This window comes from Phycicoccus sp. Soil803, from assembly GCF_001429685.1.
Taxonomy (GTDB): domain Bacteria; phylum Actinomycetota; class Actinomycetes; order Actinomycetales; family Dermatophilaceae; genus Pedococcus.
Genome location: NZ_LMST01000001.1, coordinates 718616 through 738806, shown reverse-complemented (window position 1 = coordinate 738806; position 20191 = coordinate 718616). Strand labels below are relative to the sequence as shown.

Here is a 20191-nt window from a genome sequence, read left to right as displayed (position 1 = left end):
GGAGGGTGTAGACGCGGAGGGTGTAGACGCGGAGGGTGTAGACGCGGAGGGTGTAGACGCGGACGCAGCCAGCGCAGGTGGGATCGAGCTGGTGCGGTTCGTGCTGTTCAGCCGGCTGACCCTGAGCAACTTCGAGACCGCCCTCGCCACGACTTCCTAGCGGTCGTCAGGCGCCGGCGCTCATCGACTCGTGGTCGCCGCTGAGGGCCGACTCGATGAGCTGGCCGATCACCTCGGGGGTGTGCGCCCCGGAGAGCGCGACGCGGCGGTTGGCGATGAAGAAGGGCACCCCGGTGATGCCGATGTCCGTGGCTGCGGCCTCGTCGGCGCGCACGTGGTCGGCGAACTCGTCGCCGGCCAGCACCGCGGAGACGCGGCGGCCGTCGAGCCCAGCCTCGGCGCCGAGCCGCTGCAGGGTCTCGACGTCGTCGATGGCCTTGCCCTCGGAGAAGTGCGCGCTGTAGAACCGCTCGAGGACGGCCGCCTGGAGCGCCGGACCACCTTGGGCGAGACCGAGGGCGACCAGCCGGTGGGCGTCGAAGGAGTTCGCGCGGAGCTGCTTGTCGACGTCGATGTGCACGCCGTCGGGGCGACCCATCACAGCCGGGCGCTCGGCGATCTCACGGGCGCCGTCGAGGTCGGTGCGGTAGCGCTGGGCCAGCCAGGCCAGGACCGTCTCCCCGGTGCTGTGCGCGGCCTTCGGGTCGAGCTCGTAGGCGTGGTAGGTGACGGTCACCTCGGCCGGGTGCGCGCTCTCGGCGATGGCGAGCTCGAGCCGCCGCTTGCCGAGGTAGCACCATGGGCAGACCACGTCAGCCCAGACATCGATCTCCACTGCGTTGCTCGTTGCTGCGTTGCTCGTTGTTTCGTTCATCGCTACGTCCAGGTCCGTCCGTCCACCCACGTTCATCGCTCCATCCTCACACGACGGCGCAAATGGGGCACGGGCACCCGGGTGAGCACGCGGCATACCCACGACGCTCCCAACCCCGCGCCCGACGCCGCCAACGCCACGGGCAACGCCGCAGGCCCCCGGCCGCCGGAGCGGTGGGGGCCTGCGGTGCGTGGCTCGACGCGTTGTTCGACGAACTCGTGGGTCAGGGACGACCGTAGGTGACGTTCGAGGACCAGATCGAGCGGAGGGCGACGGCCTTGCCGCTGCGCGGGGAGTCCCACATCATGCCGTTCCCGGCGTAGATGCCCACGTGGTAGGCGGGGCTGCCGAAGAACACGAGGTCTCCCGGCTGCGGGTTCGAGACGCGGGTGGTGGCCTGCTTCTGCTCCTCGGCGGTGCGCGGGAGGCTGATGCCGACCCGGCCGAAGACGTACTGGGTGAAGCCGGAGCAGTCGAAGCCGGTCGACGGGCTGGTGCCGCCGTAGGAGTACATCAGGCCTTCGTACTGGGCCGCGATGGCCAGCACGCCGCCGGCAGCGGGCTTGAGGCTGGTGTAGTCCTTGCGGGCCGTGGACCGGCTGGCGGCCTGGACGGTGCGCTCGGGGACGACGCGCACGACCGGCTTGGGCTTCGGCTTGGCGGTCGCCTTGAAGCCGATGACGCCGAAGGCGCTGGAGGCCGCGGGAGCCGCGGTCTCGGGGGCCTGGACGGCGACCGGCGCGGCGGTGGTGGCGCCCTTGGCCCGCGGGGCCGGAGCGGCACTGGCGGCAGAGGCGGGAAGAGCGAACGAGGCGACAAGACCACCTGAAGCGGCGATGACCGCTGAGGTCTTGACGGCCGGCTGCGCGGCGCTGGCCACGATGTCGGACAACTCGGAGACGGGGTTGAAACGGCCCGGCGCGCGGTGGCGGCCAGAACTGTGTGAAGCCACGATGGATGAACCTCCAGCGCCTACGAGGTGAGCTGTCGGGTTCGGGTGGAGGTAGATCACCCGGCCTCCACGGTTGTCACCCGACCTTGCGGGCGCGTGCGTGGAGACTTAACCCCAAGGACCTTTTCGTGAAGAGAAGGCCCAAAGTTGGGTCCCCCGCTCCTGCCAAGCGGTTTGTACTGAATGACTCGGGCGTGGTGACAGGACTAGGCGTTTCCACATCGAGCCGATTCCCCCTAGGGGGTGAGGGAATCGCAGCCACCGTACACAAGGCCCCGCGGAAAGTCACGTTGAGGTCACGGAGCGCCCAAGAAACCCCAAGGTGACGTCTCCCACAGTTCAGTCGCCGTGCTCAAAACCGCAGGTCACAGGCCTGCGGCCCGGCTCGTGCGCGCTCATCTGAGCGGCCCGCCGAAAAGCGCGTCAGCTGGCCCTCAGGCCAAGCCTCAGACCAGCGCGCCGAACACGTGCTGGGCGACCTCGTCGGGCAGGGACACGCCGGTCGACTCGGGTGCGCCCTCGCGCACGGCCACGACCCGGCCGTCGGCGCGGTGGACCCGCACCCGCTCGCCGGGCAGCAGGCGGGCGACGGTGAGCAGGCTGAGCGCCTCGTGGTCGACCTGGACCGGCTCGCCGATCCGGCGGACCAGGACCGTCTCGGGGGACTCCCCGGCCAGCTCGGTGAGGGTCTTCAGGCCGGTGCGGAAGCCCTCGGTCGGCTCCTCGTCGCCCAGCTCGTCGAGCCCGGGGATGGGGTTGCCGTAGGGCGAGTCGTGGTGGTCCTTGAGCATGGCGAGGATCTTGCGCTCGACCCGCTCGGACATGACGTGCTCCCAGCGGCATGCCTCGTCGTGGACGTACTCCCACTCGAGCCCGATCACGTCGACGAGCAGCCGCTCGGCCAGGCGGTGCTTGCGCATCACCCGCGTGGCCAGCAGGCGGCCGTGGTCGGACAGCTCGAGGTGGCGGTCGCCGGCGAGGCTCAGCAGGCCGTCGCGCTCCATGCGGGCCACCGTCTGCGAGACGGTCGGGCCGGAGTGGCCCAGCCGCTCGGCGATGCGGGCGCGCAGGGGGGTGATGCCCTCTTCCTCGAGCTCGAAGATCGTCTTGAGGTACATCTCGGTGGTGTCGATCAGGTCGGTCACAGGCCCAAGCCTCTCACCTGCGGCCGTCAGCGCGTCACTGATCCTTCCCGAGCGGCTCGCCGCACCGGGTCGAAGCGGGGCACCCAGTAGGCCAGCCAGCCCGTCCCGGCCAGCGCGAGGCCGCCCAGGGAGACGCAGGCCGCGGCCAGCCCGGCCTGGGCGGTGATGAGGCTGATCAGGGCCGGGGAGCCGCTGCCGCCGACGACCGAGACGAACCGCCAACCCCCGAGGAACTGCGACCTCCCCCACTCCGGCGCGCTGTCGGCGCCGAGCGTCATGACGATGCCCGACCCCATGCCGTTGCCCACCGCGGCGACGAGGGCGACGACGGTCACGGCGATCGCGCTGTGCGTGAGGGGCAGCGAGAGCATCCCGACGCCGAGCAGGACGACGCAGGGGACCGCGACCCAGATCCGGCCGAACCGGTCCATCACCGAACCGGCCGGGTAGAACAGCAGCATCTCCACCCCGCCGACGATGCCGAAGATGATCGCCGTGGTGCTGGCGGAGAGCCCGACGTGCTCGGCCCACAGCGGCAGCAGCACGAGGCGCGCAGAGCGTGCCGCGCCGATGACCATGATGCCCAGCCCGAGGGTGAGGTAGGTGCTGCGGTGGTCCCAGAGCACTCGGGCGGTGCTGACCTGGACGCGGTCGCCCGGGTCGGCCTTGGCCTGCGCCTCGTGGGCGGCGGTCAGGTCGGGCCCGAACTGCACCAGCGCAGCGGCGCCCAGACCCGCCGCGACCGCGACTGCGAAACCGGCGCGCGGACCCCAGAAGTGGATGATCGGCGCTCCGATGAACGGCCCGATGAACATGCCGATCCGGTTCACCCCGCCGAGCGTGGACAGCGCCCGCGCTCGCATCGTGGTCGGCACGGCGTCGATGAGGTAGGCCTGCCGCGCCACGGAGAAGACGGACGAGGTGAACCCCATCGCGAACACCGTCGCCATGAGGACGGTGAGCGAGGGTGCGGTGAGCGCCACGAACGCCCCCACCGCGTCGACGGCGCTCGCCCACAGCAGCGCGCGACGCTCCCCCACCCGGTGGACCAGCGCCCCCGCCGGCACCGCGAAGAACAGCTCGGCGATCAGCCCCAGCCCGACGGTGAGCGCGGCGACCGAGGGCGACGCCCCGAGGTCGAGGGCGCTGAGCGCCACGATCGGCACGATCGCGCCGCTGCCGATGGCCGCGATGATGGTCGGCCCGTAGGCCGGGACCGCGATGCTGCGCAGGCTGAAGTCGGCACCGTTCGTGTCGGAGCTCGTGGCGTCGGGAGCGGGTCGTGACATCACCGGCCATTCTGGACCGTCCCGCAGACAGCCGCCCCACGGGTCCAGCGCCCGAACGGACCGGACCGCAGCCGGCCGCCAGCAGCCGCCCGCGGCGCAGAACGGTGGCCCAGTAGGTTCAGGGACATGGGTTTCGTCGTGCCGTCGCGGTTCTGTGGTCCGCCCGAGTCGGGCAACGGGGGTTGGGTCAGCGGCCACGCCGCCGCGCTCCTGGAGCCGGGGCCGGACAAGTCGGTCACCGTGCGGCTGCGCACCCCTCCCCCGCTCGACCGTGACCTGCAGGTCGTCCACGGCGAGAACGGCGGACGGCGGTCCCTCGAGGTCGCCGACGGCGAGCACCCGGTCGCGCAGGCGACGGTCGGCGCCGCCCTGGCGCCGACCGGCATACCCGCGCCTGTGTCGTTCGCCGCTGCCACGACGGCAGGCGAGGGGTACGAGGGCCTGGCCGCCCACCCTTTCCCCACCTGCTTCTCGTGCGGCACGGGTCGCGAGCGCGGCGACGGGCTCCGGCTCCAGCCGGGTCGGGTCGCCGGTGGCGATGGTGCGTATGCCGCGGCGTGGCTCCCCGCCGCGGACGTCACCCTCGAGACGGTGTGGGCGGCGCTGGACTGCCCCGGCGGCTGGGCCTCCGGCATCGCCGGGCGACCGATGGTGCTCGGCACCATGACCGCTCAGGTCGCGAGCCTGCCCGCGGTCGGCGAGGAACACGTCGTGATGGCGTGGCCGCGCGGCGGCGAGGGCCGCAAGGCCGATACACGAAAATTCGTGAGCGGCACTGCTCTCTTCAGCTCCGCCGACGGCCGCCTGCTCGCGCAGGCCGAGGCGACCTGGATCGCCATCAACCCCAGTGCAGTTCGACCCGCAGGAGGTAGCGCATGAGCAAGCTCGCCGTGGTGACCGGGGCCAGCAGCGGCATCGGGGAGGCCACCGCCCGACGCCTCGCCGCGGACGGCTTCGAGGTGGTCTGCGCCGCGAGGCGGGCCGACCGGATCGAGGCGGTGGCAGCCGAGATCGGTGGCCGGGCCGTGGTGTGCGACGTGACCTCGGCCGACGACGTGGCGCGGCTCGCGGCCGAGGTGGGCGCGCGCCTCGACGTGCTGGTCAACAACGCCGGCGGTGCGCTCGGCCTGGCGCCGGCGGCGGACACCGACGTGGCGGACTGGCGCGGGATGTTCGAGTCCAACGTCATCGGCACCCTCCAGGTCACCCAGGCCCTGCTGCCGGCCCTGGTCGCCTCGGGTGCGGGCACCATCCTCAACGTCGGGTCGATCGCGGGACGGGTCGCCTACGAGGGCGGGTCGGGCTACGTCGCCGCGAAGCACGCCGTGGCGGCGCTGACCGAGACGCTGCGGCTCGAGCTGGTCGACCAGCCGGTGCGGGTCGAGGAGATCGCGCCCGGCATGGTGCGCACCGAGGAGTTCGCGCTGACCCGGTTCGGCGGCGACCAGGAGCGGGCCGACAAGGTCTACGCCGGGGTGTCCGAACCGTTGGTCGCGCAGGACGTCGCCGACGCGATCGGGTGGATGGTCTCGCGACCGGCCCACGTCAACATCGACCTGCTCGTCATCAAGCCGCGCGTCCAGGCCGCTCCTCACAAGGTGCACCGCGAGTCCTGAGAAACCTGGCCAATTGCCCGGTTTTCCGCGCAATCCGCGCGTGCGGGCCCTCGAAGTCGGGCAATGGGCCGCGCCGGGCGCTGCTCTGCCGCGTCAGGAGAGCTCCACCGTGAGCTCGATGTCGTCGCCCGACGCCCCGGCGAGCAGGTCGGCCCGGGCCACGCTGACGCCGGCCGCACGGTAGGGGTTGGCCAAGGCCGTGGTCGTGAGCTCGCGACCACCCGAGGTCACCCGCACCACGCCGGAGCCTGCCGAGCCCACCAGGTAGGTGACCCGGAGATGCTTGTCTCCCAACGGGATCCGGGCGGTCAGGCCGTCGAGGCCGGGCGCCAGCACGGGGTCGAGCTCCACCCGGTCACCCCGCGACCGGACGCCGAGCAGCGTCTCCGCGAGCAGTCGCAGGTAGAGACCGGGCCCGGAGGAGTAGACGCGCCAGCCGCCCTCGAGGTCGACGTCGCCGGCCATCAGCGCGGCATACCGCTCGCTGGCGTCCAGCCGGTCGTCGAAGACGCCGTCGGACGAGGAGTAGTAGGTCGTGCTCTGGCGCGGCCGGGCGCGCGGCACGCGCTCGGTGACGCCGATCGGGTTGGCCTGGCACAGCGCGGCGAAGAGCCGGTCGGCGTCGCCGACCCGCGCGAGGGCTTCGGTGTAACGCAGGTGCGCGTGCATGTACATGAGCCCGATCTCGCGGCCCCAGAAGGTGCTCGCCTCGGCGCGCTGGAAGACGCTCATCGGCCCACCGCGGTAGGTGACGGGGCGGTCGAACAACCGCGCACCGTCAGGCCCCAGCAGGTGCTCGTCGATGAGGTCGAGGTGGTGTCGCGCCTGCTCGGGGCTGAGCAGGTCGGCCGAGATCGCGTGGATCCAGGGCAGCACGCCGTAGGTGAGTCCGGTGCGGGTGTCCCGCGGGTGCACCAGTGGCTCGGACGACCCGTCGTCGTTGAGCAGCACGTAGCCGGGCAGCACGCCGTCGACGACGAGGTCGTCGGTGATCGCCGTGTGGGCAGCGTCGGCCGCCGCACGGGCGCGGGTGACGAGGTCGGGCGCCGCGTCGCACGACTCCAGGCCGGCGGCCAGCGAACGCAGCGCGGTCACGAGCAGCACGGTGGTCCAGGTGGAGACGAGGCGGGCGGCCAGATGCGGGTCGGCCGGCTGGAGCGAGTCGTTCCAGTCGCCGTGGCCGTAGGCCGGCAGGGGCGAGCCGGGCACCCGCACCTCCGCGACCCGGTCGAGGGCGCGGCGCAGGTGGTCCTCGACGGACACGGGAGCGGTCAGCCCGTCGTCGCCCACGAAGGGAAGGCCTTCGCTCAGCAGGGAGGTGTCCCGCGTCGCCTGCAGGTAGTCGCCCACCGCGAGCACGGGCCAGTAGAGGACGTCACCGTGGGCGTCGTGCTGGCCGGCCTCCGGGAGGGGCGGGAGGAAGTCGAACGCCTGCGGCCAGTCGCCCCGGGCGTTCTGGGCCCGGAAGATCCGCAGCAGGACGTCGCGCTGCTCGGCGTCGCGCCCGAGCGCCGTGAGGAGCCCGACCGGCCCCTGGCAGACGTCACGGGTGCCCCAGGCACCGCCGGAGAACTGCTCCAGCCCGCGGGGCGAGAGGTAGTGGACCAGGGCGTTCTGGGTGAACCACGGCAGGGCGGTGTCGATCCGCGCCACCTCGGCGGCCAGACCCGCGTCGGTCGCGCCCGGCGTCAGCCGCAGCGCCCCTGCGACGGTGGCCGGCCAGCGCTCACCGAGGTGCTGGTCGGGGGTGGGGCGCACCTCGAGGTCGGCGGCGTCGGACGTGACCGCGAGGGTCAGCGCGAAGCGTCCCCGCGGCTCGATGTCGAGCGTCACCCAGGGCGTGCCGCGGTCTTCGCCGTCCGCGAAGAGCGGGCCGTCGCCCGCGACCGACACGGCGCCGGCCGACCACCCGAGGTGCAGGGTCGTCGAGCCGTCGCCGACCTCGACGCCCCCGTCGTGCGTGACGACGTCGTATGCCGCGGGGTCGAGGCCGTCGTCGCCGGACAGGGCGACGTTGAGGGCCACGAGCAGCCGGCGAGGTGCGCCGGACAGCCAGCGCACCGACAGCCCGAGCTCGTGGGCGCCCGGGGTCGCGGTGGAGCAGACCTCGAGGGCCAGGTCGTCGTGGCCGTACCACCAGGTGGCGCCGTCCGTGCGCAGCCCCCAGGCGCTGGGCAGCTCGAGGAGCGCCCAGCCGCCGGGCGCCGTCAGGTCCTCGACGAACATCCGCAGACCGTGCGCGCGCTGCACCCCGAGGTAGCCGCGGCGAGTCGACAGCAGCCGGTCGCGGCCGACGTGCCCACGGGTCAGCTGGGAGTGGAACGCCCCGGTCATCCAGAGCGTGGAGGTCAGCGTGCCGGTGTCGGGGACGAGGGCGTCGCCGGTGCGCTGCACGTGTCCGTGCGGGCGCAGGACGCGGCGCTCCTTGGCCGCGGTGACGACGTGCGAACCGTCGCCGCCGAACCACGAGAGCAGCGCGCCGTCGGGGTCGGTCTCGATGTGGCGCGGGTCGGAGTGGCCGGTCAGCGCGGCGAGGGTGTCGGCGTCGAGGTCGTCGGCCGCGAAGGCGGGGGCGGCGCTGAAGAGCGAGCGCGATGCTCCGGCGCGCTTGCCACCGTCGGCAGGTCGCGACAGGAGATCGCTCCTCTCGGCTTCCGGCTGGGCGAGGGCCTGCGTCGCCCACGCGGCGTCCGCGTCCGACGTGGCGTCGGGGTGGTCGGGGCTGAAGATCCCGTAGAAGCCGGTGTCGTGGCGCCCACCGGTGGCGAGCTGCACGGGGGCGTCCTGGAGCACCGCGAGGGCGTGCTCGTGCTGGAGCCGGTGCGAGGGGAGCTCTGCCACGGACAGCGCCTCGGGCACCCCCGGCCGGGCGGCACCCCGGACCAGCTGGAGGGTGTCGGTCGCCCACCCTTGTCCCTGCGCCAGCGACCCCAGCAGCAGCCAGGGCACCGCCTGACCGGGCATGTTCTGCCGCACCGCGAGGGCCGTCCCGCGGGCGGTGGTGACCGGCGTCAGGTCGAGGTACTGGCTCACGTAGAACTCGTTGGTGCGGATCGCGTCGTAGGGCGCGAGGCCCGGGTCGTGGGTGAGGACCACGTCCACGACGACCTCGGTGTCGCGGGTGTTCTCGACGCTGACCTGCCAGAACCACGCCGGCGCACCCTCCGCGAGCCGGAAGCACGCGGCATACCGCAGGCCCTCCCACTCGCCGGTCGCGACGGGACCGCGCTCCGACCACGTCACGACGCTCGGGCTCGATGGTCCGAGCAGCGGCACCCAAGCCGCGTCGGCACCGTCGAGCCGGCGCAGGTAGAGGTTGGCCGGGCCTGCTTCGTGGGCACTGGCTGGGTACATCAGCAGGGACGTCGCGGCTGCGTCGAGGCGGGCCAGACAGGCATCGTCGGTGAACACCGCCCGCAGCCCGGAGGCACTGGAGAGCTGGTGGTGGCCACGCGTCATCGCGTTCGTCCTGGGAGGCACCCCTCGTGTATAGCAGCGAGGATGCGCCGGGCGACAAACGGAGCAATTCCCCCACGTCGACCCAATCTCCCCATAGCGTGCTCGCAGGCCTCTGACCTGTGGGTTCGTGGTTGGGGAATGCAACCATGCAGTTGACTGTTCAACGACCCATGACCCAGACCCACGACTCCCTGACCGATCTCGAGGCGCAGTTCGCCGCTGACCACCTCGAGCTCTCCCCCGAGGCCCAGGACCTGCTGTTCCGGGACGCCCGCACCGCCAACGCCTTCACCGACGAGCCGGTCTCCGAGGAGCAGGTGCGCGCTATCTACGACCTGGTCAAGTGGGCCCCGACGTCGATGAACAACCAGCCGCTGCGGATCGTCCTCGTGCGCACCCCCGAGGCTCGCGGTCGGCTCGTCGAGCTGATGGGCGGCAACAACAAGGCGAAGACCTCAACCGCTCCCCTGGTCGCGGTCCTCGCGGCCGACACCGACTTCCACGACGAGCTCGGCAAGGTGTTCCCGCACTTCGAGGGCGCCCGCGACATCTTCGCCGGCAACGACGAGATGCGCGAGGGCTCGGCCCTGCTCAACGGCACCCTCCAGGTCGCCTACTTCATCCTCGGAGTCCGCGCGGCGGGCCTCGCGGCCGGCCCGATGACCGGGTTCGACGCTGCGGGCGTGGACCGCGAGTTCTTCCCGGACGGCGCCCACCGCACCCTCGCCGTGGTCAACATCGGCCGCCCGGCCGAGGGCGCCTGGATGGACCGCCTGCCCCGCCTCGACTACGACGAGGTCGTCACCTCCGTCTGACCCTGGCCGTCTCGCGAAGCCGACGACTTCAAGAAAGCTGTTGCACAGGGCGACCTTCCCGACTTAGCGTCGAGCTACACGGAAGGGAGGTGGTCCAAGAAGTGATTTCAATTTGGACGCGTGAGGTGACTGCGCGCTAGCGCACCTCGACTGCTCGAGGTCCGCCATCCGGCGCAATCCCAAGCAGTTCACCGCAGCCCGTGGGCCGCGCAGGTCGTCCCCTGCGCACGCCGAGCCGCTCGATCGCGGCGAGGCGAGGCCCACGGGCTGTTCCATGTCCGGCGACCTGTTGCCCGTTCATCGCCACCGAGCCCGTCTTCGGTCGTCTGGCGAGCACCGGGTGGCAACACGTCGCCCCTCACGCGACGCGTTGCCACCCGTGCTTCAGGCGAGGCGCAGCGCGGCAGCCTCCGCCGCGAGGGCCTCGATCCGGGCCCAGTCCTCATGCGCCACAGCGTCTTTCGGCGTCAGCCAGGAGCCGCCGACGCAGCCGACGTTGGGCAGCGCGAGCCAGGCCGCGGCCGTCTCGGGGGTGATGCCGCCGGTCGGGCAGAACCGCAGCTGCGGACACGGCCCGGAGACGGCCGACAGGTAGGGACGCCCACCGCTGGCCTCGGCCGGGAAGAACTTCATCGCCTCGAGGCCCGCCTCGGCGAGGGTCAGCATCTCGGTCAGCGTGCCCGCGCCCGCGAGCAGCGGGAGGCCGCTGGCCAGGGCCGCCTCGAGCAGCCGCGGCGGGGAGCCCGGCGTGACCAGGAACTGCGCACCGGCATCCTTGACCTGCTGCACCTGCGCGGGCGTCACCACGGTGCCCGCACCGACGACCATGCCCTCCACCTGCGCGGCCACGGCCTCGATGGCGCCGAGCCCGGCCTCGCTGCGCAGCGTGATCTCGATGACCGGTATGCCGCCGCGCACCAGTGCGCGTGCCAGCGGCACCGCCTGCTCGACGGTGTCGACCACGACGACCGGGATCACCGGAGCCAGGGCCAGGACGTCGGCGCCGTCGCGCAGGACAGGGCGGCCCGCTCCGGGATCGGTGGTGGTCACGCCGGTGGTGGTCACGCCGGTGGTGACGTTCGTGGTGGTGGCGCTGGTGGTCATCGGGTCTCCTCCGAGGTCAGGAACGGTGCGGCGTCGGCCTTCTCCCACAGCCTCCCGAGGCTGCCGAAGACGTGGGCCCCTTCGTCGGCCCGGCCGACCGCGCCACGCATGGCCGCGAACAGCTCCCGGCCGGTGCCGATGCCCTCCTCGCTCACCCGCGGCGACGGCACGCGGGCCGCGAACTCGTCCTCGTCGACCAGCACGTCGAGGCGACCGGTCAGCGAGTCGACCCGCACCACGTCGCCGTCCTGGATCTTGGCGATCGGCCCGGCATGCACCGACTCGGGCGTCACGTGGATGGCGGCCGGGATGGCGCCCGACGCCCCACTCATGCGGCCGTCGGTGACCAGCGCCACGGCATACCCGCGCTTTTGGAGCACCCCGAGCGAAGGGGTCAGGGCGTGCAGCTCGGGCATGCCGTTGGCCGACGGGCCCTGCTCACGGATGACGACGACGACGTCGCGGTCGAGCTCGCGCCGCGAGAACGCCTGGAGGAAGCCGACCTGGTCGGTGAACACGCGGGCCGGCGCCTCGACGACGCGGTGCTCGGGCGCCACCGCGGACACCTTGATGACCGCGTGGCCCAGGGTGCCGCCGAGGACCCGCAACCCCCCGTCGACGCTGAACGGGTCGTCGGCCGCACGCAGCACGGCAGGGTCGCCGGATTCCGTTGCGGCGTCGACGAACTCGAGCCGACCGCCGACCAGCACCGGCCGCTGGGTGTAGCGCCGCAGCCCCGGACCGGCGAGGGTCAGGACGTCCTCGTGGAGGAGCCCGTTGTCGATGAGGGTGCGGACCAGGAAGGCCGTGCCGCCGGCCGCGTGGAAGTGGTTCACGTCGGCCGGGCCGTTGGGGTAGATCCGGGCGACGGAGGGGACGGCGGTCGACAGGTCGTCGAAGTCCTCCCACGTCAGGTCGATGCCCGCGGCGGCAGCCATCGAGATGAGGTGCATCGTGTGGTTGGTCGAACCACCCGTGGCGAGCAGCGCGACGACGCCGTTGACGATCGCCTTCTCGTCGACGACCTGGCCGATGCCGTAGGGCGTGTCGGAGGCCGCGATCTCGGCGACCCGCTCGGTGGTCGCGGCCGTCAGGGCGTCGCGCACCGGGTCGTCGGGGTGGATGAACGCCGCCCCGGGCAGGTGCAGGCCCATCACGTCCATGAGCATCTGGTTGGAGTTGGCGGTGCCGTAGAAGGTGCAGGTGCCGGGCGAGTGGTAGGACGCGACCTCGCTCCCGAGCAGCTCGTCGCGCCCGACCTCACCGGCCGCGAAGGCCTTGCGGGTCTCGGCCTTCTCGGCGTTTGAGCGACCCGATGCCATCGGGCCGGCGGGCACGAGGGCGGTCGGCAGGTGGCCGAACGCCAGCGCCCCCGCCACCAGCCCGGGCACGATCTTGTCGCAGACGCCGAGCATGAGGACGCCGTCGAAGACGTCGTGGCTGAGCGCGATCGCCGCCGACATCGCGATGACGTCGCGGCTGAACAGGCTGAGCTCCATGCCGGCCCGCCCCTGGGTGATGCCGTCGCACATGGCAGGCACGCCACCGGCCACGCGGGCGACCGCACCGACCTCGCGGGCGGTCTGCTTCATCGCTGCCGGGTAGTGCTCGAACGGCGCGTGCGCCGAGAGCATGTCGTTGTAGGACGTGACGATGCCGAGGCTCACGCCGGTGTCGGCGGCCATCACGGTGCGGTCGCTGCCTCCGCACGCGGCGACCGCGTGGGCGAGGTTGGAGCACCCGAGGTCGGTGCGCGCCGGGCGCAGGCTCAGCTCGGAGGCAGCGCGCGAGATCCGCTGCAGGTATGCCGTGCGGCTGGGCCGGCTGCGGTCGGTCACCCGGGCGGTGACGTCGGCGACGACGGGGTGGATGGCAGGGGGCGGCGGGGTCGGCGGAACGGCGGTGGGGTCGGCGGGCGCCATGGGGCTCCTCGGATTCGGCGGTCGGGACGGGGACCGCGCGAACGGCGACGTTGGCGCGCGCGTGTGATTCCGTTCACAAGTGTGAGGCAGGCCACTCGCTGCTTTCCGACCGTCCCGGGATACGGACGAGTAGAGATTTCCGCTTCGAGGTATTCCGCTACCGGAATCCGGCCGCCGAATACCTCGAACCGGGCAGGATGAGGCCATGACGGACTGGATCGAGGAGACCATCGAGCGGGTGGAGAACGTCGTCTACCTCGCGGTGGCGGTGATCCTGTTCGCCGTGGCGGCCGTCGTGATCGGCAAGACGGCCCTGACCTTCGGCGACCTCGGCAGCGGCACCGTGGTCGAAGTCGTGGCCGACATCCTCGACCTGCTCCTGCTCGTCTTCATCGTCGTCGAGCTGTTGTTCGCGGTGCGCACCACCCTAAACCGGCGCGAGCTGGTGGCCGAGCCGTTCCTCCTCGTGGGGATCATCGCCTCGATCAAGGAGATCGTCGTGCTCTCGGTCAAGGCCCCCGACCTGCTGGGCAAGCCCGAGTTCGCCGACACCCTCCGGCTGATGGGTCTGCTGTCCGGCACGATCATCCTGCTGGCCCTGGCGTCGTTCCTGTTGCGGCGCAAGGAGCGTGAGCCCAGCGAGGGCGCCAACTCCGGCCACGGCAACGACGACGAGGTGCAGACCCACACCCAGCCCGATCCCGCCTGACCCCACCGGTTCGAGGTATTCGGCCACCAGGATCCGGTAGTGGAATACCTCGAACGGGAGGGGAAGGGAGAGGTCAGGGCTGGCGGCGGCTCAGGGCCCAGGCGTCGGCGTCGTCGAGCGAGCCGGGCGCGACCCGGCTGAAGACGAGCCGGTCGTGCAGCCGGTTGCGGCGGCCGCCCCAGAACTCGACCTCGTCGCAGACCACCCGGTACCCGCCCCAGAAGTCGGGGACGGGCACGTCGGTGGGGTCGCCGTGGTCGGGGAACTGCGCGGCATACCTCGCGTAGGCGTCCTCGAGGCCCTGGCGCCCCTCGATGGGCTGGGACTGGCGCGAGGCCCACGCGGAGATGCGCGAGGCCCACGGCCGCGAGCCGAAGTAGCCGGTGACCTCGTCGCGCGACAGCTGCTCCGCGACGCCCCGGAAGCGGATCGCCCGGTACATCGCCGGCCAGGTCAGTGCCGCCGCGAGGCCCCCGGTCGCGGCGATCTCGAGGCCCTTGGTCGACTCGGTGCCGGTCACGAAACCCGGGCCGCGCTCGTCGAAGAAGCGCATCAGCACGGTGCGCACGTTGGGTCTGCCGGCAGCATCGACGGTCGCGACCGAGAGGGCGTAGGGCTCGGGCACGTCGTCGTGCACCTGCGAGCGGGCCACCGCGTCGTCGGCCCAGAGCCGGGCCTGCTGCCACGGGGTGGACGCGACCTCGGCCTCGGAGATGCCTTCGCCGCTGTAGTCGGTGCGCAGGACGTCGCTCATGGTCGAAGACTAGGCGTCCGAGATTAGGGTGAAGGTCGGACCAGTCAGGGAGGCAGCATGCCCAGCAAAGGCAAGGCAGTCGGCAACCTCGTGAAGTGGGGCGTCAAGTACGGCCCCCACGTCGTCGTGCTGGCGCAGCAGGCCAAGGAACCGGCGATGAAGGCCGCCCAGACCGCGCTCGACCGGCAGAAGGCCCGGCGTCGCGCGATCGAGCACGCAGCGACAGTGCGCGAGGGGACGGTGCTCAAGACGTTCGACCCGCGCGCCGACCACAGCGAACCCGTGTGGGTGGTCTTCGCCGGGGACGACCCGATCGCTGCGCACCCGACGTCCACGACGCCGATCGCCGAGCTGATCGCGAACAGCGACCTGTCCACCCGGGTGCGCCCCGCCGACCTCCCCACCCCCGCCGCGCGCCTGAAGGAGCTCCCGCGACGCAGGCTTCGGCGCACGCAATGACCCTGCTGGCGCCCCTCGCACCGGTGGCCGACGGAGCCCGCCGCCAGCTCGCGTCGGCGCTCCGGTCGCGGGTCGCCGGCACCGACGCGCAGGTGAAGGCGGAGCGGATCTGGGGCGCCGAGGGACCGCGCTGGTTCACGCCGGACGACCCGATCTGGCGCGTGCACGCCGACGCGGCGATGTTCCCCGGCGGCATCCGGGCGCTGCTCCTCCAGTCACTGCACCCGCTGGCGATGGCCGGGGTCGCCGGCCACTCGGGCTACAAGGGCGACCCGTGGGGGCGGCTCCAGCGCACGAGTGAGTTCCTGGCGACCACGACATTCGGCACCATCGAGCACGCGCAGGAGCAGATCGCTAGGGTCCGCTCGATCCACGACCGGGTGCGCGGCAAGGCGGCCGACGGCCGGCCCTACTCGGCCAGCGACCCGCACCTGCTGGCCTGGGTGCACGCGACCGAGGCCGACAGCTTCCTCACCGCCTACCAGCGCTACGCGGTCACGCCGCTGAGTGCAGCCGAGGCTGACCGCTACGTCGAGCAGGGTGGCATCGTCGCGAGGGCCCTGGGGCTGGTCGACCCACCCACCACCGTCGCCGCGCTGCGCGCGACCATCGCGGGCTACCGGCCCGAGCTCGAGTCGACCGCCGCGGCGCGCGAGGCAGCGCGCTTCCTGCTCGTCCACCCGCCGCTGCCACTGGTTGCCAGGCCCGGGTATGCCGCGCTGGCAGCGGGCGCGGTGGCGATGCTCCCGCGGTGGGCGCGTCAGCCGCTGCGGCTGCCGTGGCTGCCCGTGACCGAGCGGCTGGTCGGCAGGCCGCTGGGCGGGGTGGCCACCTCGACCGTGCGCTGGGCCATGGCGGACGCGACCGACGAACGCCGCAAGGCCGCCGAGCGCCGCGGCCGCTCCGTCTAGGAACCGGCCATTGGCCCGACATTCCGTTGTCGCAGGGCGCACCAGCCCGGGGAAGTCGGGCCATTGGCCGAAAGCTGGCCAGCACCACGCGGTATGCCGCGCGGCTGAGCCAGCCGCGCGGCATACCTCTGGGAATTGGCTCAGGCGAGCCGGCTCCGTTGCAGGAGGCGCAGCCCCACGAGCGCGAAGGGCGAGAACCCGACGAGCACGCAGGCCGCAGCCACCAGGGGGCTGGTCGCCCCGAAGACCATCAGGCCGGCCACCCCGCCGACGATGAGCGCCATGGTCCACCAGCCGAGGACGCCGGCACGGGCGAGGCCGGCCAGCAGCAGCAACGGGCCGAGCAGGCTGAACGGCTCGGTGCCGTCCCAGAAGGGCAGCAGCGACCCGGTCTTGAAGCCGCGGAACACCTCGACCGCCTGGTCGGAGCTGAGGTGGGTGCCGGCGGAGGCGTTCCACCAGTCGCTGAGCACCATCCCGGAGACGTTCGCGAAGCCGATCGCCGTGGCGAGCGCCCCCGCGACGGCCAGTCGCAGCCCCCGGGCTCCGCGCACCAGCCTCGGGCCGGCGAGGATGCCGAGCGCGATGACGAGGTTGCCGTAGTGCAGGAACAGCGCCGAGATCTGCGTCATCGTCGTGTCGCGGGTGAGTGAGGCGATGTAGTCGGCGTCGGCCATGCTCGCCTGCTCGGGAGAGGTGACCATGCCGCCGGCCCAGAGCAGGGGTCCGGCGACCAGGGCGATCCCGCCGGCGACGGCCATGGCCCGGCTGGGCACCCGGCGCGGCGAGGCGACGTCGGTCTGGTTGGTGGTGGGCGTGGTCCGTGTCGTCGTGCTGGTCACGGTCGGGTCCTTTCGTGAGGTGGCCGGTCGGCCGTCGCCGTCTCTCGGCGTTGCCCCAACAGTCCCGGCCCGGCACCTCACCGCAGATCCGTCGAGGGGCACCGACCTCTCCTCCCCCGCGAGGCGGAGTCGGTCGGGCCGCCGCTCCTCCTCAAGTGGGATACGCGTGCTCGGCAAGCGCCCTACTGTTTTCGCCATGTCTCGAGCCATCGCCCTGCGCGACCACCGTGTGGTGCCAGCCGTCGCGGCCGTGGCGCTCGGCCTGCTCGGTCTGGTGGAGGCGTGGTCCGACCCCGAGTTCCGACCGCACTTCGGGGTCCTCGCCGTCGCGTCCGCGGTGATCGCCGCCGGCTTCGCGGTGGCCGTGCGGTGGCCGGTCGCCGGAGCCTTCGTGGTCGCCTGCTTCTACCCGGTCTCCGCCTTGCTGGGTGCACCCGGACCGGGCGGCGCCGGCCTGATCGCCGCTCTCGTGGCGACGGCGTATGCCGGGTTCGCGGCATCCCGGCGGACGTCCCGCCTCGCGGTGGTCGCCTCGGTGGGCGTCTTCATCGTCACCGCGGGCCTCTACAGCGGGCTCAGCTGGGACACCGTCTTCTTCCCGGCGGTGTTCGTGCCGGCCTGGTGGGTCGGCACGCTGGTCCGGCGGGAGCGCGAGCGCAGCCGCCAGGTCATCGCGCTCGCCACCGAGCTCGACGCTCGCCGCGAGGCCAGCGCCCGTGCAGCGGTGGTCGAGGAGCGGGCCCGCATCGCCCGGGAGGTGCACGACTCGGTGGCGCACTCGGTCAGCGTCATGACGTTGCAGCTCGGCGGGCTGCGTCGGCAGCTCGACGCCGTGCTGGTCGACCACCCAGCCGAGCGCGACGTGATGCTGGGGCTCGAACGCCTGGGTCGTCAGTCGGTCGAGGAGCTCCGGGCCACGGTGGGACTCCTGCGCGAGCGCGGCGACGCCGTCGACGGCGCGCCTCCCCCGTCGCTGGCCCGGCTCGAGGACCTCGTGGCGGACGTGCGGGCCACCGGGCTGCCCGTGTCGCTCGAGGTGCGTGGCACGCTCGAGGGGCTGCCCAAGGCACTGGACACCGCGGCATACCGGATCGTGCAGGAGGCGATGAGCAACGTGCTCCGACACGCCCCCGGAGCCCAGGTGTTCGTACGAGTCGTCAACGAGGACAACGTGGTTCGCCTCACGGTCACCGACGACGGACCCGGCTCCGGGCATCCTGACGACCCGGACACCGACCCAGCCACCCTAGGGGGCCACGGCCTCGTCGGCATGCGGGAACGGGTCGACATGCTCGGGGGAAGCCTGACGGTCGGGCCGATCGTGGGCGGCGGTTTCGAGGTCGACGTGCGGCTGCCGATCCGGAGGGAGTGGGCGTGAGCATCCGGGTGCTCCTGGTGGACGACGAGGCGATGGTGCGCGTCGGGCTGCGCATGGTGCTGAGCGCCGAGCCCGACATCGAGGTCGTCGGCGAGGTCGGCGACGGCGAGGGCGCGGAGGCCGCCACGCTCGAGCTCACCCCAGACGTCGTGCTGATGGACGTGCGCATGCCGAGGGTCGACGGGATCGAGGCGGCGCGACGGGTCATGGCCGCCAGGCCGCAGACGCGGGTCGTCATCCTGACGACGTTCGGGGAGGACGAGTACGTCGAGGGGGCGTTGCGTTCGGGCGTCAGCGGTTTCCTGCTCAAGGTGTCGCCGCCCGAGCAGCTGGTGGCAGCCGTGCGGACGGTCGCCTCGGGCGGTGGGCTGCTCGACCCGTCGGTGACGCTCCGGGTGATCGAGCGGTTCGCCGGCGCGCCGACGCCCCGGACGGTCCGCTCCTCGGCGCTGGATGCCCTCACCGAACGCGAGCGTGACGTCCTGACGCTCATCGCCCGCGGGCTGTCCAACGCCGAGATCGCCGCCGACCTCTACCTCGGCGAGGCCACGATCAAGACGCACGTCTCGAACGTCCTGATGAAGCTCGGGCTGCGCGACCGGGTGCAGGCGGTCGTGGCGGCCTACGAGCTCGGGCTGGTCGCGCCGGGAAGCCCCGGCTAGGGCGTGGGGTGGCGTGCGTCGTAGCGCACGAAGCCCGGTTGGAGCCGGGCCAGGACGACGATCGCGAGGACGCAGGCGAACCCGCCGACCACAGCGGTGCGGGCCTCCCCGATGCCGTTGGCCAGGAAGCCGCCGGCCATCTCCCCCAGCCTCGGTCCACCGGCGACCACGACGATGAACACGCCCTGCAGCCGCCCGCGCAGGTGGTCGGGGGTGGCTGCCTGCAGGATCGTCGTGCGGAAGACCGCACTGACCGAGTCGGACGCGCCCGCGACGGCCATCGCCACGAGCCCCAGCCACAGGGCCGCGCCCCGCGACAGCACGCCGCCTGCGGCGAGCATCGCTCCCCCGAACCCCGCGATCGCGAACCCCCAGCCCACGATCGACACCAGGATCGCCACGCCCTGCCTCCGCACGTGACCGAGCTGGCCGGAGAAGAACATCGCCAGGATCCCGCCGACCGCCGCGGCAGCCGAGAGCGCACCGACCGTCTTGGCGCCACCACCGAAGATCACGGCACCCGCCGCGGGGAAGAGCACCCGCGGCTGGGCCAGCAGCATGGCGCAGATGTCGGCGACGAAGGTCATCCGCACGTTGGGTCGGGTCGTCAGGAACGCGAACCCGTCGAGCACCGACCGCAGCCCCGGCCGGGTCAGGGCGGCGCCCTCCTCGGGTTCTGGCGGGAGGGACGGCAGCTTGGCCAGGCCCCAGAGTGCGGCGGTCGTGATCAGCGCGTCCGCGGTGTAGGCGGCCTTGAAGCCATCCCAGTCGACCAGCACCCCCGCGAGCAGCGGCCCGACGGTCATCGACGCGCTCATCGCGAACACCGACAGCGCGTTCGCCGCGGGCAGCAGGTCGCGCTCGAGGATGCGCGGGTAGATCGACGACCGGGCCGCCGACGAAACCGCGAAGGCGCCGTTCCACAAGCCCACCAACGCGTAGAGCACCCAGACGTGGGTGTTGCCGAGCCAGGCCTGCAGGGCGCACAGGAGGCTGGACCCGAAGCCGACGGCCTGCCCGATGAGCCCGACCTTGCGCCGATCGAAGTGGTCGACCAGCGTGCCGCCGTAGAGCCCCATGAACACCAGTGGCACGAGGGCGCACAGCCCGACGAGGCCGACGGCCGCGGTGGAGCGGGTGATCGCGTAGACCTGCAACCCGATCGCGACCACGGCCATCTGCGAGCCGACGTTCGAGAGGGTGAACCCGGCATACAGCCGCCGGTACGGCGCGTTGTCCCGCAAGGGAGTCAGGTCGAGGAGCAACGGCACGAAGCGACTGTATGCCGCGTGGCCGCGGC

The 20191-nt window shown here is 72.5% G+C and carries 18 protein-coding genes and 1 riboswitch; of the genes, 8 read left to right on the top strand and 10 right to left on the bottom strand.

From position 1 onward, the window contains the following. Nucleotides 1-166: 166 nt before the first annotated feature. The 4 genes from ASG95_RS03545 to ASG95_RS03530 form a co-directional block, all read right to left on the bottom strand. Nucleotides 167-835 (bottom strand): DsbA family oxidoreductase, encoded by a 669-nt coding sequence (locus ASG95_RS03545; RefSeq protein ID WP_057376579.1) that lies wholly within the window; start codon nt 833-835, stop codon nt 167-169. Nucleotides 836-1097: 262 nt separating this feature from the next. After that, on the bottom strand, nt 1098-1826 hold the full coding sequence (locus ASG95_RS03540) for a C40 family peptidase (RefSeq protein WP_082592300.1): 729 nt from the start codon (nt 1824-1826) through the stop codon (nt 1098-1100). A gap of 6 nt (nt 1827-1832) precedes the next feature. Then, nucleotides 1833-2049: riboswitch (cyclic di-AMP (ydaO/yuaA leader) on the bottom strand. A 223-nt stretch (nt 2050-2272) separates the two neighbouring features. Then, nucleotides 2273-2971: a metal-dependent transcriptional regulator gene (locus ASG95_RS03535; protein WP_057376578.1), complete on the bottom strand. Its 699-nt coding sequence runs from the start codon at nt 2969-2971 to the stop codon at nt 2273-2275. 26 nt (nt 2972-2997) lie between these two features. Further along, nucleotides 2998-4260, bottom strand: a complete 1263-nt coding sequence (locus tag ASG95_RS03530) for an MFS transporter (protein WP_057376577.1) — start codon at nt 4258-4260, stop codon at nt 2998-3000. A gap of 126 nt (nt 4261-4386) precedes the next feature. Here ASG95_RS03530 and ASG95_RS03525 point away from each other — a divergent pair, with 126 nt between their 5' ends. Both ASG95_RS03525 and ASG95_RS03520 read left to right on the top strand, forming a co-directional pair. Further along, nucleotides 4387-5139, top strand: a complete 753-nt coding sequence (locus tag ASG95_RS03525; RefSeq protein WP_057376576.1) for a hypothetical protein — start codon at nt 4387-4389, stop codon at nt 5137-5139. Further along, entirely contained in the window at nt 5136-5876 is a 741-nt protein-coding gene (locus ASG95_RS03520; RefSeq protein WP_057376575.1) for an SDR family NAD(P)-dependent oxidoreductase, read from the top strand. Before ASG95_RS03525 ends, ASG95_RS03520 begins: the two co-directional genes overlap by 4 nt. 93 nt (nt 5877-5969) lie before the next feature. Here the strand turns inward: ASG95_RS03520 and ASG95_RS03515 are convergent, their stop codons facing one another. Continuing rightward, nucleotides 5970-9356: a hypothetical protein gene (locus tag ASG95_RS03515; protein ID WP_157581708.1), complete on the bottom strand. Its 3387-nt coding sequence runs from the start codon at nt 9354-9356 to the stop codon at nt 5970-5972. Between the two features lie 149 nt (nt 9357-9505). On the opposite strand from ASG95_RS03515, the gene ASG95_RS03510 reads away from it, so the two are divergent. After that, nucleotides 9506-10150, top strand: a complete 645-nt coding sequence (locus ASG95_RS03510; protein WP_057376573.1) for a malonic semialdehyde reductase — start codon at nt 9506-9508, stop codon at nt 10148-10150. A 384-nt stretch (nt 10151-10534) separates the two neighbouring features. Here the strand turns inward: ASG95_RS03510 and eda are convergent, their stop codons facing one another. Continuing rightward, entirely contained in the window at nt 10535-11254 is a 720-nt protein-coding gene (gene eda, locus ASG95_RS03505) for a bifunctional 4-hydroxy-2-oxoglutarate aldolase/2-dehydro-3-deoxy-phosphogluconate aldolase (protein ID WP_082592299.1), read from the bottom strand. After that, nucleotides 11251-13176: a phosphogluconate dehydratase gene (gene edd / locus ASG95_RS03500; protein WP_057376572.1), complete on the bottom strand. Its 1926-nt coding sequence runs from the start codon at nt 13174-13176 to the stop codon at nt 11251-11253. Before edd ends, eda begins: the two co-directional genes overlap by 4 nt. 205 nt (nt 13177-13381) lie before the next feature. On the opposite strand from edd, the gene ASG95_RS03495 reads away from it, so the two are divergent. Next, nucleotides 13382-13885 carry a phosphate-starvation-inducible PsiE family protein gene (locus ASG95_RS03495; RefSeq protein WP_057376571.1) on the top strand — a complete coding sequence of 168 codons (504 nt, stop codon included), beginning with the start codon at nt 13382-13384 and terminating at the stop codon, nt 13883-13885. Nucleotides 13886-13958: 73 nt separating this feature from the next. Here ASG95_RS03495 and pdxH read toward each other — a convergent pair whose 3' ends face one another. Further along, a complete protein-coding gene (gene pdxH, locus ASG95_RS03490; protein ID WP_057376570.1) occupies nt 13959-14639 on the bottom strand; it encodes a pyridoxamine 5'-phosphate oxidase in 681 nt (226 codons plus the stop codon). Nucleotides 14640-14696: 57 nt separating this feature from the next. Here pdxH and ASG95_RS03485 point away from each other — a divergent pair, with 57 nt between their 5' ends. Both ASG95_RS03485 and ASG95_RS03480 read left to right on the top strand, forming a co-directional pair. Continuing rightward, on the top strand, nt 14697-15098 hold the full coding sequence (locus ASG95_RS03485; protein WP_056922226.1) for a hypothetical protein: 402 nt from the start codon (nt 14697-14699) through the stop codon (nt 15096-15098). Continuing rightward, nucleotides 15095-16009 carry an oxygenase MpaB family protein gene (locus tag ASG95_RS03480; protein WP_057376569.1) on the top strand — a complete coding sequence of 305 codons (915 nt, stop codon included), beginning with the start codon at nt 15095-15097 and terminating at the stop codon, nt 16007-16009. Before ASG95_RS03485 ends, ASG95_RS03480 begins: the two co-directional genes overlap by 4 nt. 140 nt (nt 16010-16149) lie before the next feature. Here ASG95_RS03480 and ASG95_RS03475 read toward each other — a convergent pair whose 3' ends face one another. Then, nucleotides 16150-16851, bottom strand: a complete 702-nt coding sequence (locus tag ASG95_RS03475) for a hypothetical protein (protein WP_057376568.1) — start codon at nt 16849-16851, stop codon at nt 16150-16152. A 196-nt stretch (nt 16852-17047) separates the two neighbouring features. Here ASG95_RS03475 and ASG95_RS03470 point away from each other — a divergent pair, with 196 nt between their 5' ends. Continuing rightward, entirely contained in the window at nt 17048-18229 is a 1182-nt protein-coding gene (locus tag ASG95_RS03470) for a sensor histidine kinase (RefSeq protein WP_057376567.1), read from the top strand. Beyond that, the gene (locus ASG95_RS03465) at nt 18226-18891 is read left to right on the top strand and encodes a response regulator transcription factor (protein ID WP_057378697.1); all 666 of its coding nucleotides are present in this window, start codon (nt 18226-18228) and stop codon (nt 18889-18891) included. Before ASG95_RS03470 ends, ASG95_RS03465 begins: the two co-directional genes overlap by 4 nt. On the opposite strand, the gene ASG95_RS03460 is transcribed toward ASG95_RS03465, so the two are convergent. Continuing rightward, nucleotides 18888-20162, bottom strand: coding sequence for an MFS transporter (locus ASG95_RS03460; protein ID WP_057376566.1), 1275 nt, complete (start codon nt 20160-20162; stop codon nt 18888-18890). The genes ASG95_RS03465 and ASG95_RS03460 overlap by 4 nt on opposite strands. Nucleotides 20163-20191 lie beyond the last annotated feature (29 nt).

Excerpts from the sequence above, each read along its gene's own strand:
- ASG95_RS03530 (WP_057376577.1), bottom strand. The coding sequence starts at position 4,260 with ATGTCACGACCCGCTCCCGACGCCACGAGCTCCGACACGAACGGTGCC.
- ASG95_RS03525 (WP_057376576.1), top strand. The coding sequence starts at position 4,387 with ATGGGTTTCGTCGTGCCGTCGCGGTTCTGTGGTCCGCCCGAGTCGGGC.
- ASG95_RS03520 (WP_057376575.1), top strand. The coding sequence starts at position 5,136 with ATGAGCAAGCTCGCCGTGGTGACCGGGGCCAGCAGCGGCATCGGGGAG.
- ASG95_RS03510 (WP_057376573.1), top strand. The coding sequence starts at position 9,506 with ATGACCCAGACCCACGACTCCCTGACCGATCTCGAGGCGCAGTTCGCC.
- eda (WP_082592299.1), bottom strand. The coding sequence starts at position 11,254 with ATGACCACCAGCGCCACCACCACGAACGTCACCACCGGCGTGACCACC.
- edd (WP_057376572.1), bottom strand. The coding sequence starts at position 13,176 with ATGGCGCCCGCCGACCCCACCGCCGTTCCGCCGACCCCGCCGCCCCCT.
- ASG95_RS03495 (WP_057376571.1), top strand. The coding sequence starts at position 13,382 with ATGACGGACTGGATCGAGGAGACCATCGAGCGGGTGGAGAACGTCGTC.
- pdxH (WP_057376570.1), bottom strand. The coding sequence starts at position 14,639 with ATGAGCGACGTCCTGCGCACCGACTACAGCGGCGAAGGCATCTCCGAG.
- ASG95_RS03485 (WP_056922226.1), top strand. The coding sequence starts at position 14,697 with ATGCCCAGCAAAGGCAAGGCAGTCGGCAACCTCGTGAAGTGGGGCGTC.
- ASG95_RS03480 (WP_057376569.1), top strand. The coding sequence starts at position 15,095 with ATGACCCTGCTGGCGCCCCTCGCACCGGTGGCCGACGGAGCCCGCCGC.
- ASG95_RS03470 (WP_057376567.1), top strand. The coding sequence starts at position 17,048 with ATGTCTCGAGCCATCGCCCTGCGCGACCACCGTGTGGTGCCAGCCGTC.